Consider the following 16,368-nt stretch of genomic DNA (forward strand, 5'->3'; position numbering starts at 1 on the left):
AATGTTCATAATCGAGTTTCTAGTCGCCTTCTTTCTGATCGTATCCGGCATATTCGGTTTTGTCGGCTCGTATGGGATGATAAAGTTGAAGGACCCGATGTCGCGTCTTCATGCCCCAACCAAAGCGACGACGTTAGGTGTGGGTGGTGTGCTGCTGGCGTCGATCTTTCATTCGGCAGTAATCGAGCAGCATATTTCCCTGCACGAGTTGCTGATCACTCTTTTCCTGTTCCTGACCGCACCGATCACGGCCCTGTTCATTGCCAAATGGCATATTCATCGCCATGAAAAACCCGATGATCTGCCAGACGCCGGTGAGGATGAGCTTTGGGCCACTCACGCGGTTGAGCAGGTCGAAGACGTACCAGACCACACAAAGACCTGAATTCCATGCATCACCCTCTGCTGCCCCTGACCCGTGATCTGGTTCTGATAGGCGGCGGGCATACCCACGCGATTGTACTGCGGAAATGGGGCATGAACCCTTTGCCCGGTGCGCGGGTGACGGTGATCAACCCCGGTGCCAATGCCCCCTATTCCGGTATGCTACCAGGCTTCGTCGCCGGACATTACCAGCGTTGGGAGCTGGACATTGATTTGGTGCGCCTTGCCCGATTTGCCGGTGCGCGCGTGATCCTGGGCCCGGTTGATGGTATCGACATCGACCGGCGTCAGATACACGTGCCTGGCCGACCACCCGTGGCCTTCGATGTGGCGTCGGTCAATGTGGGGATCACCTCGGACATGCCGGCTCTGCCCGGATTTGCTGACCATGCAGTTCCCGCCAAGCCGCTGGGACCGTTTGCCTCCAGGTGGGCGGAGTATCTGGATGGCAGCGGCCCCGCCTCAGTCGCCGTGATCGGCGGTGGGGTCGCGGGGGTAGAACTGGTTATGGCCATGGCTCATGCCCTTCGCGCCAAAACCCGCACGGCGCAGGTGACACTGATCGACAATGCCCGGGCCTTGGCGGCGACGGGGACCAAGGCGGGCACGACCATTCGTAAGGCGATGGCCGATCTGGGGATTGAGCTGATCGAGCATGCCGCGATTTCATGCATCGAACAGGATCATGTTCTGCTAGAGGATGGCCGCAAGGTTCCCGCCGAATTTATAACCGGGGCTGCCGGTGCCCGCCCATATGACTGGATCACCCAGACGGGCCTTGATCTGCATGACGGCTACATCCGCGTGGACGCCCATCTGCAATCCAGCGATCCGGCGATCTTTGCCGCCGGAGATTGCGCCCATCTTGCCGATAGCCCTCGTCCCAAGGCCGGTGTCTATGCGGTCCGAGAGGCTCCGGTCCTGTTCAACAATCTGCGGGTCGCTCTGGGGGCCGGGAAGATGCGGCGATATCAGCCGCAGAAAGATTACCTCAAACTGATCTCTTTGGGTGGTAAATCGGCACTGGCCGAACGTCTTGGAACCTCGTTCAGCGGGCCAGTGATGTGGCGATGGAAGAACCATATCGACCAGAGCTTCATGAATAAATTCCGCAACCTGCCCCAGATGGCACGCCCCGCCCTACCGCGCCACCATGCAGCGGGCATGCAAGAAGCCCTGGGGGAAAAGCCCATGTGCGGCGGCTGTGGGGCCAAGGTTGGACGCGGCGCATTGCAAGCAGTCCTGAGTGGCCTGCCAAAGCCGAACCGGGACGACATCACCCCCTTGCCCGGGGACGACGCCGCCCTGCTGACAACCGGCGGAGCGCGCCAAGTGATAACCTCGGACCACCTGCGCGGCTTCACAGATGACCCAGTGCTGATGACGCGCATCGCCGCTGTTCACGCACTGGGGGATATCTGGGCCATGGGGGCCAACCCACAGGCGGCGACGGCAACGATCATCCTGCCGCGTATGTCCCCGCAATTGCAGCACCGTACCTTGTCCGAGATCATGACGACGGCCACCGAGGTCATCCGCGACGCCAGGGCAGAAATCGTGGGCGGTCACAGCTCACTCGGGGATGAGATGACCATCGGCTTCACTCTGACCGGACTGTGCGACAAAGACCCGATCACTTTGTCCGGGGCACGTCCTGGGGATGCATTGATCCTGACAAAACCCCTGGGCAGCGGGGTATTGATGGCCGCTGAAATGGCGGGGCAAGCTGATGGCAGTTGGGTGGCCGATGCCTTGCGGCAAATGGTTCAGCCGCAAGGCGCAGCATCGCGCATTCTGGCCGGGGCACATGCGATGACGGATGTAACCGGATTTGGACTGGCCGGACATCTGATGGGCATGTGCGAAGCCTCGGATTGTGGTGCAGTCTTGGATCTGGACACGATCCCTCTGATGACTGGCGCGCTGGAATTGGCCGCTCAAGGTGTCCGGTCGACAATCTTCGAGGACAACCGCGCAATCGTTCCGGGCATTCCATCCTCGGACAAGGCCGACCTGCTGTTTGACCCGCAAACTGCTGGGGGATTACTGGCCGCCGTCGCATCCGATCAGGCGCACGAATTGTGCGAACAGCTAAGGCACGCGTGCTATCCGGCGGTCATCATCGGGCATCTGACTGACACTCCGGGTTTGCGGCTTCAGAGCTGACCCAGAATTTCTTCAACCCGAGCGGCTGCGGCGTTCAGGCCCGCATCGTCCAGCGCCGCCACGTCGATTTGCGCGATAATCTTGGCAGCGCGTGTTTTGGAGGATTTGGCATAGGCCGGGTCATAATGCTGTTCCATCAACGCCCGCGTCAGCGCCCGTTTATCCCCCGCATCGATCAGCGCTAGCCAGCCATCCACCACATCGTGTCCTCGATGGAACCGTAGCGGAGACAGGCGATCGCGCAAGCGCTCGGTATCCGAGAGGATATCGTCGTAAGCCTTGACCAGATACGCGGTCCGCGCCTCAAGGGAAGCGGACACCTGAATCCGCGGTGCCGTCCGCAACGCAGTCCACAAGCTTGGCGGCAGGATCAGTGACCCGATCTTGGAGGATTCAGCCTCGACAACCACCGGGCGCGCTGGGTCCAAGCCGCACAATGCGGCGGATAGAGCGGACTCGAAGGCTTTCTGGCTGGGCTGCCCGCCCGGCATTTCACCTAGCAAAGATCCCCGGTGGTTGGCTAGGTCTTCGAGGTCCAGAACCTGAACGCCGCGCGCCTTCAAATGCAGCAGCAGGTCAGTCTTGGCTGTGCCCGTATATCCATCGAGGGCCACCAACCGGTGCGGCAATGGATTGTCATAGAGGTAGCGATTCACCAATCGGCGATAGGTTCGGTATCCGCCATCGACCACTTCGGCCCGCCAACCGATCTGTTGCAACATCCAAGTGAACGACCCTGATCTCTGTCCGCCACGCCAGCAATAGACCAATGGTTTCCAGCCGCCCTCGTGGTGCGACAGGCTGTGTTCGATGTGATTTGCCGCGTTCCGAAACACCAGCGCTGCGCCAAGCTTGCGGGCCAGAAACGGACTTTCCTGCACATAGATCGTACCCACCTGCGCGCGTTCTTCATTGTTAAGCACCGGCAGGTTGATGGCGCCGGGTAGGTGATCTTCGGCAAATTCAGCAGGGCTGCGCACGTCGATCACAGTGTCAAAATCATGCGCATAAAGGCCGGGCAGATCAGTAAATTTCAGAGCCATGCCAACGGTCTATCCTGCGAACTTTGAAATGAAAAGGCGCCCAGTCACGCCGGGACAGGTTCAATCAGGTCCGGCCCGTTCGCCCGGTTCGAATTCACTGCTGGATCAACGCGGTAGAACTCCAAGACACCCTCGGCCCCGGGTTGCATCAAACGTGCCGCGCCTTTCCCCGCCTCCCCTAACCACAAAGGCCAATCGTCAGGCTCAAGGATCAGTGGCATCCGATGATGAACGGCGCTGAGGTGGCGATTTGCCGGTGTTGTTACGATGGCGCAAGTGCCCTGCTGCGTACCCTCAAAGCCCCAATCCTGCCAGACCCCGGCAAATGCAATCGGTGCGCCATCTTTGCGGTGGATGTACCATGGCAGACGTGTTCCCTGTTCAGTTTTGGTCCATTCATAGAACCCTGTTGCCACGATCAGGCAGCGTCGTTCGCGGCAGGCGGCGCGAAATGCAGGCTTTTCGGCCAGAGTTTCGGCACGCGCATTGATCAGCAAAGGACCGGCGGTTTCAGTCTTGTACCAATGCGGCAGGAACCCCCAGCGCAGCGAATCCAACTGGCGACCACCTTCGCCAACGCGCACCACATGCACTTGATTTGTCGGGCAAACATTGAAGTTCGGCACAGCAGGCAACGTGTTTGCGGGCCGTGCTGAAAACAGCTGCGCCATTGCGTCATTTGGAAGGGTTATTGCAAACCGTCCGCACATGGGTAATGAACCATCAATAATCGTTTCATACAGGCACAGGGTGTCACGGGGTCACATGCAAAATCAAACAGCGAATACCCTCAAAGGCAAGGCGGTGGCTGCTTTGGAAGCAGGCAAGCTGCAACAGGCGCTGAAAAAGGCACAGTTGGGCGTTAAGAAATTCCCCAAGGATTCTGATTTCCACGCCATCTCGGGCTTTGTGCTGACCGAAATGAAGCAATACAAGAAATCTATTCCGCATTTCGTCGAAGCGTCACGAATGAAGCCAGACGACCCTCAATTCGTGGAAAACCTGGCAAATGCGCTTATGCAGACCGGACAGATCCCCAGGGCGCTGGAATATACTGAACAAAAGCTGGAACAGTTCCCAAACAACAAAGAACTGAACCGCGTCCTGGATGAGATTCACCTGAAAGGCAGCAACTGGCGCCTGGTCATTGAACATGCGAGCAAGAAGCTGCAAGCCGAGCCCGACGATGTGAACCTTCTGGGCAAAAGGGCCCGTGCCTATTCGAAAATTGGATTTGTCGAGGACCACTCGCGCGATGTTTCTCGCGCCTTTGAGTTGGAACCGGAAAACATAAAGATTGCTTTCGCAAAGGCCGTGAACTTGCACCAAAGCGGTGACAAAAACGGGTCAAAGGAAATCTTGCAGCGTATTCTGGAAACAGATCCCGAAAACATGAGCGCTTTGCTGCAGTTGTCCCTTGTAACCTCCAAGGATGACGGCCCGAAACTGATGGAGGCGGTCGAGACCGCAATCGCCAACAAGGACGAAGACTATCAAGAGTTGGAGTTCGCCAAGGCACACCTGATCTCGGTAATTGACGATCTAAATGCCGCCATGCCTCAATTTGTGCGAGCCAACAAGGTACAACACGATAGCAACCCGTACGACGCCGCTGAGGAAGAGAAAAAGCTGAACCAGATCACCGGTCTGTTCCCCATTGGAACCGATTTACGGGCAGCCGGACCAAGCGATGGGCCGGTTCCGATCTTCGTTCTGGGTCAGCCCCGTTCGGGCACCACGTTGATGGAGATGATGCTAAGTTCGGCGCCCGATATCGCCGGGTGTGGTGAGTTGACGTTGGCGTCTGACCTGTCGCATGAATTCCAATTGGGCAATCAGCGTTTTGACGCTGAAAAAGCCACTGAATTTGCGCAGCAATTCCGCGAACTGATGCCACCGATTCCTGACGGATCGGTCGCGTTCGTTGACAAAATGCCACACAACTATCAGCTTGTTGGTTTCTTGTTGGCGGCCTTTCCCAATGCAAAGATCATCAACATGCTACGTGACCCCCGTGATGTGGGGTTGTCGAAATGGATCCGGCGGTTCCCGGCTGGTGGGATGCGTTATGCGTCGAACCTGACAGCCATTGCTCATTCGGCGAATATGTACCGCCACTATATGGCACATTGGGATACCGTGTTCGGTGACCGCATACTGACCGTTCCTTATGAAAAATTAGTGGCCGATCCAAAAACCTATAGCCAACAGGTTGCTGCGTTCTGCGATATCGAATGGAACGAAACCATGATGCACCCTGAGAAAAACACCAAGCAGGTCAGAACGGCCAGCATCGATCAGGTCCGCAATAAGATATCGACCAAATCCATTGGTGGATGGCAGAGCGTGTCCGAACATCTAAGCCCCATGCTTGACGGGTTCGATCCCGCGCTCTGGCCCGAATACGATTTGGGCTGAGTGCGCCCGAAACACGAAAGGCCGCATCAGGGATGCGGCCTTTTTCTTTGCTATGTCGCAGAGTTACTTCTGCTTGATACGGCCGTCCAGATAAGGCTGATAGGGCGCATTTTCAGCCAAGTACTCAGCCGTGACATCTGCCAGATCCGGACCAAAGTCATAGGCATTCTTGTCGTCGCCTTCGAACATGTTGTACCCGTCGCCGCCGTTGCGGACATAATTGTTGGTCACAACCAGATACGTCGCTGCCGGGTCAATTGGCGCAAAACCATCACCCTCGGCGACCATGACCTCGGACACGCGCCCTTCGTTCGGCGCAACCATTGGATCCCAGATGAATGTCAGACCCGCAACCTGCGGAAAGCGGCCCTTTACATCTTCGACCTGGCTTACGCCGTTCTCCAGCGCGTCGATCACCCCCTGACCACTGATCTCGAAGGTAGACAGGGTGTTCTGGAAGGGTAGCACCGTCAGCACCTCGCCCATGGTTACTTCGCCCGGGTCGATTGAGGCCCGCAGCCCGCCAGAGTTGGCAATCGCAATCTGTACACCCTGATCGGCCACACGCGCTAACATCGCGTCGGCGACCAGGTTGCCCATCTCACATTCCTGCACACGACAGACAGAACGGTCCCCCTCGATGGCGTCTGCTGCATTCGCCACCACCTTGTTGCGGATTTCGTCCAGCGGCACGGCCAGTTCGGCGATACGGTCCAACGCGGACTGATCCTCGGTAACGGAGTTGTCCATGATCAACGGCTCGCCCATCGCCTCAAGCACATTGCCGTCATCGTCGAAGGTTACGTTCAACTCACCCAGAAACTTGCCATAAGCATAGGCCTGCACGATCTGGACACCGTTGACCACGGTCGGGTACGGACCCGCTGCCTTGTCGGACACGTTCGATAGGTAAGTGTTCGAATGACCGCCGACAATTACGTCCACCCCGCTAGTTTCCTGCGCTACGCGTTGATCAACACCATAGCCGGAATGGCTGAGAACGATGATTTTATTAACGCCTTCGCCGGTCAACTTGTCCACTTCGGCCTGCACTGCGGGGGCCGGATCAGAAAAGCTGATATTTGGACCAGGAGAGGCAAGATCATGCGTGTCTTCCGGTGTCAGGCCAATCAGGCCGATCTTTTCCCCGCCCACTTCGATGACAGTCGATTTCTTGATCTTGTCGATCAGCAACTCTTCGTCGGCAATATCCGCGTTCGACATCAAAACCGGAAATTCCACCGAGTCGATGAAGCCGCGCAGCACTTCGGGGCCATCGTCGAATTCGTGGTTGCCCACGGTCATCGCGTCATACCCCAGCTTGTTCATGAACTCGGCTGCGACCTTGCCCTTGTAATAGGTATAGAACAACGAACCCTGAAACTGATCCCCACCATCGACCAGGATCGAGTTTTCGGCCCGCGCGCGCGCGTCATTCACCGCAGTAACCAACCGGGCCGAACCGCCGAAACACTTGCCTTCTGCTTGGTCTTCCTCATCACAAGCGCTGTCGTATTTGTTGATCGGCTCAAAACGCGCGTGGAAATCGTTGGTATGCAGAATCGTCAATTTATAATCGGCTGCGGCCATACCTGCGGTTAGGCCCAGAACTGCAGCAGACGCCAAAAAGCGGGTGAACATCTTCATACTCCTTGTTTTTTGTTTGGCGTGATGGTGCGCCCGCCAACAAGAAGAGTCAAAGGGGGAAATCCGTCTTGATTCTGCCCGTCACGCGGGGCATCACCACCTCATGCTGATTTACAAGATATTCAGGGCCGAGGAATGGGCCGCACTGCAGGATCAGGGTGCCTCGGATGGCGCACCGATTGATGTGTCTGATGGATATGTCCATTTCTCGACCGCCCAACAGGCGGCTGAGACCGCAGCCAAACACTTTGCCGGTGTCGAAGGTTTGATCTTGTTGGCCTGCGATGCCGATGCCATGGACGATGATCTGAAATGGGAGGTCTCGCGCGGTGGCGCCTTGTTCCCGCATCTTTACCGGCAGATCCGCATGACAGATGTCGTCTGGTCGCGGCCCCTGCCCTTTGACGGGCAAGCCCACCAATTCCCCGAGGGGATGGAATGAGGTCTTTCGTCGACCCTGACCGCACCCAGTTTGAAGCGTTCAAGGCGCTGGACCGTGATCATCCGATCGAGATGCTGAATCTGATCAAGTTTCGCAACATGGCCGAATACCCGACGGGCCACGAACTGGCGGATGCCGGGCTGACCGGCGCGCAGGCTTATCGAAATTACGGCGCGGAAACCGCCCCGATTATCGCGCGCCTTGGGGCGTCGATCCTGTGGCGCGGCGCGTTTCAGACCACTCTGATCGGCCCGCAGGACGAAGACTGGGATGAGGTATTTATCGCCCGCTATCCGACTGCAGATGCGTTTTTGGAAATGGTGACCGACCCGGATTATCAGGCTGCGGTTATTCACAGGCAGGCTGCGGTTGCAACTTCGCGCCTGATCCGCTGCGCCCCGGCCAAAGGTGGAGAGACTTTCGGATGAAACTGACCGAGAAACTGGGGCTGGCGGTCCTGCACAAGATGGACCCAGAAGCCGCCCATGGCATGTCGATCAAGGCGTTGAAGGCCGGGCTTGCCCCGATGCCCGGGCCGGTCACATCGCCGCGGCTGAAAACTCACGTAGCTGGACTGGACCTGCCCAACCCGGTGGGTCTGGCTGCGGGGTTTGACAAGAATGGAGAGGTTTTGACCCCCCTCTCACGCACAGGCTTTGGCTTTATCGAAGTGGGCGCTGTTACACCACGCCCGCAGCCCGGCAACCCCAAACCTCGCTTGTTCCGCCTGACCGAGGATAAGGCCGCCATCAACCGCTTTGGCTTCAACAACGAAGGCATGGAGATCATGGCGCGCCGTCTGGCCGACCGCCCCAAGAATGCGATCATCGGGCTGAACCTGGGCGCGAACAAGGACAGTGACGACCGCCCCGGCGATTTTGCCAAAGTGTTGGCCCATTGCGCCGAGCATCTGGATTTCGCCACGGTCAATGTCTCATCCCCCAACACCGAGAAACTGCGGGACCTGCAGGGCAAGGCCGCGCTTGGCGCATTGCTGGGCAGCGTGATCGAAACCCGCAACGGTCTGTCCCGACCTTTACCCATTTTCCTAAAAATTGCCCCTGACCTGACCGAGGCCGAATTGCAGGACATCGCCGATGTGGCGCAGGAAACAGGCGTTGACGCGGTGATTGCAACCAACACTACACTGTCCCGCGATGGGCTGCGCAGTGGGCTTAAGAGTCAAACCGGCGGCCTGTCCGGCGCGCCCTTATTCGAAAAATCGACCCGTGTTCTGGCACAGCTGAGCCAGCTGACCGAGGGCAAAATCCCGCTGATTGGCGTGGGCGGTATCAGCAGCGCGGAACAGGCGTATGCCAAGATCTGCGCCGGGGCATCCGCCGTGCAACTTTATACCGCGTTGGTGTATGGCGGTATTTCTCTGGCCGCAGATATCGCGCAAGGTCTCGATAAATTGCTGGAACAAGATGGATTCAACAACGTCGCGCAAGCAGTTGGAAGTAAACGAAAGGATTGGCTTTGATTTCATATTGGCACAACCCGCGCTGTTCGAAATCCCGCGCCGGGCTGGCTCTGCTGGAAGAGAATGGCGCGCAGGTCGAGGTTCGGAAATACCTGGAAGACGCACCCTCGACCGATGAGCTACGTACGGTGCTGGGCAAACTCGGCGTCAACGCCATAGACATGATGCGCACGGGTGAGAAACAGTTCAAAGAACTGGGTCTGACCAAAGCAACCCCTGCTAATGAATTGATCGCCGCAATGGCAGAGAACCCCATCTTGATCGAGCGCCCTCTGGCAATCGCAGGTGACAAGGCTGCCATCGGACGCCCACCCGAAAACCTACTGACGCTGATTTAGGCCACCTGTGCCTCCAGCCTGGGATAGCGCCAACCCATAGTGACGCCGCGCGCGATGTTCAGAACCATCAGCGCGGCCCACAAGCCGTGGTTACCAAAGGCCGGCACCAGTAGGAACAGGGCCGCCACATAGATCGCAACTGATTGAACCATCGCGTTGCGCATCGCACGCGTCCAGGTGGCCCCAATATAGATGCCGTCGAACATCCAGCTTGCCACCCCGATTGCCGGGGCCAGCGCGGCCCAGATCAGATAGTCTCGCGCCGCCGCGCGCACCTCGGCCGAAGTTGACATCAGATCGATCAGCGCAGGCCCAGCCAAATAGAACACAGCCCCCAGCAGGAACGCCCCACCTACGCCCCATTGAGACGCCATGATTGACGCCCGCCGGACCTGAGACCGGTTCCGCGCGCCCACGGCACTGCCGACCAGAGCCTCGGCGGAAAAGGCGAAGCCGTCCAAGGCAAATGCGGTGATTTCAAGAAATTGCAGCAAGACCTGATTGGCAGCCAGGTTAACGTCTCCCAGATCGGACCCAACGAACAGAAATGTCGTGAACGCGCCCGTCAGCAGAACAGATCGGATCATAATGTCAGCATTCACCTGCATCATGCGGCGCAATCGCGCTGTGTCGAAAATACGTGGCCAGTCGCGCCATTGATTCCCTGTGAACGCTTCTCGGCACAGATACAGGCCCAGCGCCAGCCCGGTCCATTCCGCGATCAGGGTAGCAATGGCCACACCTTCGACGCCCCAGCCCAACCCAAGCACGAACCACAAGTCCAGCAAGATGTTCAACCCGTTCATCCAGACCTGCAGGAGGAACACGCCCCGTGTCTGCTCTATTGCGATCAGCCAACCCGTAACGGCAAAAAGCGCGATGGTTGCCGGGGCACCCCAAATGCGGATTTGCAGGTAATCCTGCGTCAGCGCCTCAACCTCGGGGCTGGCGGGTGACAGGGCAAACGCCCCCCAGAACAGCCCGACTTGCGTGAGAATAAAGAACAGCCCCGCCGCGCCGCCCAACAGCAGCCCGCGCATCAATAGCGCACCGGTTTCCGCCGTATCCCCTGCCCCGCGCGCCTGCGCCGCCAGACCGGTCGTGCCCATGCGCAGAAAGCCAAATATCCAATAGATCGCGGACAGGATAACCGCGCCCATACCGACGGCCCCGATGGGCGCAGCCAACCCCATCTGACCGACTACTCCGGTATCCACAGCGCCAAGTATCGGAACCGTGGCATTCGACAGCACAATCGGAACGGCGATTTTCAACACCCGCGTATGTGTCAGGGGTGTCGAGGCGTGCTGCGTCACGGGTTACTCTCTTTCCGCTTTCGGCTGCGGCATCAGGAAATGCCCCGTGGCCTGCGCGATGGGTCGTGCGTGATTGTCCTGCCAGGCCTCGACCCGGACCGAGGCATAGCGCCTGCCGGACCGACTGACAAAGGCGCGCGCATAAGCATCCCGCGGCAAGCCAGAGCGTAAGTAGTCAACCGTGAAATCAACGGTTTTTGGAAATCTCACCGCATCGGCTTTGAACAAATCTTCGGCGTCGATCTCACCGCTTTCGATGCGGGGAAGGAAGTGTTCCCAACTCAGCGTGATGACGGCCGTCACCTCAAGAAATGCGGCTGTAACCCCGCCATGCAGCGCGGGCAGCAATGGATTTCCGATCAGCTTGTCGTCAAAGTTCAGCACCCCAGTCAGCTCATCGCCGCGTCGGTCGAAGGTGATATTGAGAAAGCGGATGTAAGGAACTCCGTCGACAATCGCCTTCAGGGCCGCGTCGCGACGTTGCTTGACCACCTGCATGGGTTCGGGTCGGGGACGCGCCATTACAATCCCTCCACCGTAAAGGCGCCTGCCGCTGTTGCGACCGGGCGTTCTTGATCGTCGTCCATCGCGGTCGCCCGAACAAAAGCAACATTGCGCGTAATGTGATAGCAGGTCGCACGCGCCGTAATGCTCTGCCCCGGCGTCGCCGCGCGCATATAGTCAATTCTCAGGTCAATTGTGGCCGTCCCGCCCGGAGCGGACGGATGGGACATAACGGCCGCCCCACAGCATGTGTCCAGGGCGGCAAACACAGCGCCGCCATGGATAACGCCGGTTCTGGGGTCCCCGACCAGATCCGCATTATACGGCATTGAAATTTCAGCCTCGCCATCGCTGATGGTCGTCAATTTCAGACCAAGTGCGTTGGCATGCGGAATCGCCTCAATGAACTGGCGGGCAATCTCTACTTTGTCGACCATGTATGCGTGTCCTTTGGATTCCGTCCTTTATGAGCCTGCGCTTTGCAAAAGAGCAAGACCGCCTGTTGCGCTTGCCGCCACGACGCCCTAGTTTGCTGCTGAGGAGACAACAAATGACTGACAACCGTTTGTCATTAAACGAGATGTGCGAAGAGTTCGACGTAACCAAGCGCACTTTGCGTTATTACGAATATATCGAACTGCTGCAGCCCGAACGCGAAGGCCGCTCGCGTTATTATGGGCCGCGGGAATGCGCGCGGATGAAACTGATCATGCGTGGGCGCCTGTTTGGATTCTCGCTGGAAGAGATTCGCCAGTGGCTGCTGATCTATGAAGATCAGGGGGATCAGGCGCAAATGGCCGAGTTTATTAAACTGGCCGACCGGCAGATGCCTGAACTGCAAAAACAGCGTCAGCAACTGGACGAGGCGATGGAAGAACTCCAACGCCTGCGCAACCAGACCGCTAAATCTCTGGGTTGATCTTCGACAGGATCAACTGGCCATTTTTAACCTTTAGAACATTCTGCAAGCGCAGCGCTGCGTCAGAATTACTGTCTGACCGTTAGGCGTCAGCCCCCGCCCCACAGCTAAATTCCGTTACGTAACGTTTTCAATTGGGCGTTATCCGTACCTTGACGCGAGAGGATGCTACGTCAACTTTCATAGTGACGTAGCGTTTGCATTACGTGAACGTCATCTACGTGTTGTAACGTGCGTATCAACTGCGCAACTGACTTTGATAGACGCCAGTGACAAGAGTGCTGAAACCATGACCGAAGATCTGATGACCATCCGTGAAATGTGCGAGACATATGATGTCACGCCGCGCACTTTGCGATTTTACGAGGCCAAGGAACTTTTGTTTCCGATCCGCGAGGGCCAGAAACGTCTGTTCACCAAACGTGACCGGGCGCGCCTTAAACTGATCCTGCGCGGCAAGCGCTTTGGCTTTAGCCTGGAAGAGATCCGGCAGCTGCTGGACCTGTACCATGTGGGCGACCAGCAAATGACCCAGATGACCCGTACGTTTGAAATCGCGCGGGAACGTCTGGCGGATATGGAAGCCCGCCGCGAAGAACTGACTCAAGCCATTGACGATCTGAAAGAACAGCTGCGCTGGGGCGAAAAAGTCATCGCCTCGATGAAGAACGAGAACAAAGCCGCCGAGTAACCCTGGCGGCCCAATCCCCGGACATCTGAATTTAAGGGAGCTTCAAATGCCCGTCTATAACGCGCCTACAAAAGACACTCAGTTCATTCTACACGATGTTCTGAAAATCTCAGACTCGGATATTCCGGGTTATAGTGAGCTGGAAGCCGAATTCACCGGCGCCGTTCTGGAAGAGGCCGGCAAGGTCGCGACCAACGTATTGCACCCGCTGAATGTGGTGGGTGACACTGAAGGGTGCCGGTTGGAAAATGGCATCGTGTACACGCCCACAGGCTTCAAGGACGCGTTCGAGCAGATGAAAGAAGGCGGCTGGACCGGCCTCGACATGCCCGAAGAGTATGGCGGTCAGAACATGCCCTACGTCATCGGCACGGCTGTGGGCGAGATGTTCTCGGGCGCAAACCAGGCCTTTACAATGTATCAGGGCCTGACCCATGGCGCGGCCTCGGCCATTCTGGCGCATGGATCGGACGAGCAGAAGAACAAGTACCTGCCCAACATGGTCAGCTGCGAATGGACCGGCACCATGAACCTGACCGAACCGCATTGCGGCACCGATCTGGGCCTGATGCGCACCAAAGCGGAACCGCAGGGCGATGGCAGCTATAAGATTTCCGGCCAGAAAATCTTTATCTCGGCCGGCGATCACGACATGGCCGACAACATCATCCATCTGGTGCTGGCCAAGATTCCCGGCGGTCCCGAGGGTATCAAGGGCGTGTCGCTGTTCATCGTGCCCAAGTTCATCGTGAACGAAGACGGGTCACTGGGTGAGCGCAACGGCGTCTCGGTCGGCAAGATCGAAGAGAAGATGGGCATCCACGGCAACTCGACCTGCGTCATGAACTATGACGAGGCCACCGGCTGGTTGCTGGGCGAAGAACACAAGGGCATGCGCGCCATGTTCACCATGATGAACGAGGCGCGTTTGGGTGTCGGCATGCAGGGTCTGTCTCAGGCCGAGGCTGCGTTCCAGAACGCCTTGGAATACGCCAAGGACCGCCTGCAGGGTCGTGATGTCACCGGGGTGAAGAACCCGGACGGTCCCGCCGATCCGCTGATCGTTCATCCCGATATCCGCCGCAATCTGATGGATCAGAAAAGCTTCACCGAAGGGGCCCGCGCGTTCATCCTGTGGGGCGCGACGATGATCGACAAGGCGCACCGTTCAGGTGACAAGGACGCGGACGGGCTGATCTCGCTGCTGACGCCGGTTATCAAGGGCTTCCTGACGGATGAAGGCTACGACATGACCGTTCAGGCGCAGCAGGTCTATGGCGGCCACGGATACATCGAAGAATGGGGTATGTCGCAATACACCCGCGACGCCCGCATCGCGATGATCTACGAAGGTGCCAATGGCGTTCAGGCGCTGGACCTGGTCGGTCGTAAGCTGGCGCAGGACGGCGGCAAGCACGTCATGGCGTTTTTCGAGATGGTCAAATCCTTCTGCAAGGAAAACGGCGGCAAGGATGAGGCATATGATAAGGCGTTCATCGAACCGCTGAAGGCCGCGTCCAAGGATCTGCAAGCTGCCGGCATGTATTTTATGCAGGAAGGGATGAAGAACCCCAATAACGCTTTGTCAGGTTCGTACGACTTCATGCACATGTTCGGCCATGTCTGCCTGGGCCTGATGTGGGCGCAGATGGCCAAGGCGGCGCAGGACGCGCTGGATGGTGGTGCGTCGGACAAAGAGTTCTACGAGACCAAGCTCAACACCGGTCGATTCTACATGGCGCGCCGCCTGCCCGCCACGGGTATGCATCTGGCGCGCATCCAGACCGGCGCGGAAACGGTCATGGCGCTGGAGGCCGCCAACTTCTGAACATTACCCGGCCTTGGGGTCCTACCCCCGAGGCCGGACTTTCGAAAGAGAGACAATGCCAAAACGTTTTCGCCTGACCCGCCGCTTTCCGGTCGCTATGACCGAGGACAGCTATCGCAAACTGCGCGGCTTTGCGCGCGAGGCCGGGTTGGACGAAGGTGAGGCGTTATCCTTTCTGTTCGAGAATTTCAACAGTGTGATCAATGAGGACAAGCTGACCCGAAGGCTGCGCGAATTCAATTCTGAGCTTGAGGCGCGCAAGCGATGATCAAGGCGCAACAGATATTTGCTCGCGCTCAACTCGAGGTTGGGCGCCTCCGGCGGGAGTATTTTTGAAAAGATGAAAATGTGATGCGTCCCTGCCACCGGGCGCACTCACCTTCAGGACAGGGACGACTTCACCTTTTACGGTCATCGGCTCTCCAGCCTGTACCGCTCGGCCATATCAAAGGAACAAGGTTGATAAACAGTGAACGCGAAGTCTTCATCTTTTCAAAAATACTCGAATCCAACCTGACCACGCACACCACGGGAGGGGTGATCGCATGACTATCAAACTGCACTGTTTCGGCGAAAGCGGAAATTCCTACAAGGCCGCGCTGGCGCTTGAGATGTCGGGACTGGACTGGGAGCCTGTCTTTGTCGATTTCTTCAACGGCCAGACCCGCACATCCGAATACCGTGCCGACGTCAACGAGATGGGCGAAGCACCCGTTCTGATCGATGGCGATTTCCGCACCACGCAATCCGGTGCCATTCAGGCCTATGTGACCGAGAAATCTGGCAAGTTCGGCGGCAAGGATCGCGACGAGAATTACGAGATTTTCCGTTGGGTTCTGTGGGACAATCACAAGCTCAGTTCGATGGCCGGGCTGACCCGCTTTCTGATCAACTTCTTGCCTGAACAACACCGCAACCCGGATGTCATCGCCTTTAACCAAGGGCGGTTGAAAGCGGCCTATCAAATCCTGAACGACCATTTGGACGGCCGAGACTGGATCGTCGGTGATGGCGTGACCAACGCCGATATCAGCTGTTGCGGCTATCTCTATTACCCCGAACCATTCGGCTTTGACCGCGCCGATTGGCCCCATATCGATGCCTGGCTGACGCGCCTTAGCGAGCAGCCCGGTTGGAAACACCCCTATGACCTGATGCCCGGCAACCCGTCGGATCGAGCTTGAGGAGA

Annotated in this window: 18 protein-coding genes; 12 read left to right on the forward strand and 6 right to left on the reverse strand. The window is 57.8% G+C overall.

The window, feature by feature from the left end:
* Position 1: 1 nt before the first annotated feature.
* Positions 2-385, forward strand: coding sequence for a Na+/H+ antiporter subunit G (locus ACR3EP_RS08145; RefSeq protein ID WP_170349275.1), 384 nt, complete (start codon positions 2-4; stop codon positions 383-385).
* 5 nt (positions 386-390) lie between these two features.
* Complete coding sequence (gene selD / locus ACR3EP_RS08150; protein WP_480637234.1) at positions 391-2,550, forward strand: selenide, water dikinase SelD; 2,160 nt, start codon at positions 391-393, stop codon at positions 2,548-2,550.
* On the opposite strand, the gene mnmH is transcribed toward selD, so the two are convergent.
* On the reverse strand, positions 2,541-3,593 hold the full coding sequence (gene mnmH / locus ACR3EP_RS08155; protein ID WP_480637236.1) for a tRNA 2-selenouridine(34) synthase MnmH: 1,053 nt from the start codon (positions 3,591-3,593) through the stop codon (positions 2,541-2,543). The genes selD and mnmH overlap by 10 nt on opposite strands.
* Positions 3,594-3,637: 44 nt before the next feature.
* On the reverse strand, positions 3,638-4,303 hold the full coding sequence (locus tag ACR3EP_RS08160; RefSeq protein WP_170349278.1) for an SOS response-associated peptidase: 666 nt from the start codon (positions 4,301-4,303) through the stop codon (positions 3,638-3,640).
* Positions 4,304-4,358: 55 nt separating this feature from the next.
* Here ACR3EP_RS08160 and ACR3EP_RS08165 point away from each other — a divergent pair, with 55 nt between their 5' ends.
* Complete coding sequence (locus ACR3EP_RS08165; RefSeq protein WP_480637237.1) at positions 4,359-6,011, forward strand: tetratricopeptide repeat-containing sulfotransferase family protein; 1,653 nt, start codon at positions 4,359-4,361, stop codon at positions 6,009-6,011.
* Between the two features lie 63 nt (positions 6,012-6,074).
* Here the strand turns inward: ACR3EP_RS08165 and ACR3EP_RS08170 are convergent, their stop codons facing one another.
* Entirely contained in the window at positions 6,075-7,652 is a 1,578-nt protein-coding gene (locus ACR3EP_RS08170; RefSeq protein ID WP_480637239.1) for a bifunctional metallophosphatase/5'-nucleotidase, read from the reverse strand.
* A gap of 109 nt (positions 7,653-7,761) precedes the next feature.
* On the opposite strand from ACR3EP_RS08170, the gene ACR3EP_RS08175 reads away from it, so the two are divergent.
* From ACR3EP_RS08175 to arsC, 4 genes are read left to right on the forward strand one after another with little or no spacing between them, the layout of a single operon-like run.
* Positions 7,762-8,100, forward strand: a complete 339-nt coding sequence (locus ACR3EP_RS08175; protein WP_480637241.1) for a DUF952 domain-containing protein — start codon at positions 7,762-7,764, stop codon at positions 8,098-8,100.
* Complete coding sequence (locus ACR3EP_RS08180) at positions 8,097-8,528, forward strand: DUF1330 domain-containing protein (protein ID WP_480637243.1); 432 nt, start codon at positions 8,097-8,099, stop codon at positions 8,526-8,528. Before ACR3EP_RS08175 ends, ACR3EP_RS08180 begins: the two co-directional genes overlap by 4 nt.
* Positions 8,525-9,583, forward strand: coding sequence for a quinone-dependent dihydroorotate dehydrogenase (locus ACR3EP_RS08185; protein WP_480637245.1), 1,059 nt, complete (start codon positions 8,525-8,527; stop codon positions 9,581-9,583). Before ACR3EP_RS08180 ends, ACR3EP_RS08185 begins: the two co-directional genes overlap by 4 nt.
* A complete protein-coding gene (gene arsC / locus ACR3EP_RS08190; protein ID WP_480639006.1) occupies positions 9,580-9,921 on the forward strand; it encodes an arsenate reductase (glutaredoxin) in 342 nt (113 codons plus the stop codon). The genes ACR3EP_RS08185 and arsC overlap by 4 nt, the downstream gene beginning before the upstream one ends.
* Here arsC and ACR3EP_RS08195 read toward each other — a convergent pair.
* From ACR3EP_RS08195 to ACR3EP_RS08205, 3 genes are read right to left on the reverse strand one after another with little or no spacing between them, the layout of a single operon-like run.
* Entirely contained in the window at positions 9,918-11,237 is a 1,320-nt protein-coding gene (locus ACR3EP_RS08195; protein WP_480637247.1) for an MATE family efflux transporter, read from the reverse strand. The two genes, arsC and ACR3EP_RS08195, sit on opposite strands and share 4 nt — an antisense overlap.
* A gap of 3 nt (positions 11,238-11,240) precedes the next feature.
* Positions 11,241-11,759, reverse strand: a complete 519-nt coding sequence (locus tag ACR3EP_RS08200; RefSeq protein WP_480637248.1) for a PaaI family thioesterase — start codon at positions 11,757-11,759, stop codon at positions 11,241-11,243.
* Positions 11,759-12,178 (reverse strand): PaaI family thioesterase, encoded by a 420-nt coding sequence (locus tag ACR3EP_RS08205; protein WP_480637250.1) that lies wholly within the window; start codon positions 12,176-12,178, stop codon positions 11,759-11,761. Before ACR3EP_RS08205 ends, ACR3EP_RS08200 begins: the two co-directional genes overlap by 1 nt.
* Before the next feature lie 113 nt (positions 12,179-12,291).
* Between ACR3EP_RS08205 and ACR3EP_RS08210 the strand changes: the two genes are divergently transcribed.
* From ACR3EP_RS08210 to ACR3EP_RS08230, 5 genes are all read left to right on the forward strand, one after another.
* Complete coding sequence (locus tag ACR3EP_RS08210; protein ID WP_480637252.1) at positions 12,292-12,660, forward strand: MerR family transcriptional regulator; 369 nt, start codon at positions 12,292-12,294, stop codon at positions 12,658-12,660.
* Between the two features lie 289 nt (positions 12,661-12,949).
* Positions 12,950-13,351, forward strand: coding sequence for a MerR family transcriptional regulator (locus ACR3EP_RS08215; RefSeq protein WP_170349298.1), 402 nt, complete (start codon positions 12,950-12,952; stop codon positions 13,349-13,351).
* 46 nt (positions 13,352-13,397) lie between these two features.
* Positions 13,398-15,179: an acyl-CoA dehydrogenase C-terminal domain-containing protein gene (locus ACR3EP_RS08220; protein ID WP_170376032.1), complete on the forward strand. Its 1,782-nt coding sequence runs from the start codon at positions 13,398-13,400 to the stop codon at positions 15,177-15,179.
* Positions 15,180-15,234: 55 nt separating this feature from the next.
* On the forward strand, positions 15,235-15,447 hold the full coding sequence (locus tag ACR3EP_RS08225; protein WP_170349301.1) for a hypothetical protein: 213 nt from the start codon (positions 15,235-15,237) through the stop codon (positions 15,445-15,447).
* A 277-nt stretch (positions 15,448-15,724) separates the two neighbouring features.
* A complete protein-coding gene (locus ACR3EP_RS08230) occupies positions 15,725-16,363 on the forward strand; it encodes a glutathione S-transferase family protein (RefSeq protein WP_170349303.1) in 639 nt (212 codons plus the stop codon).
* Positions 16,364-16,368 lie beyond the last annotated feature (5 nt).

Source organism: Ruegeria sp. BB10 (genome assembly GCF_056535725.1).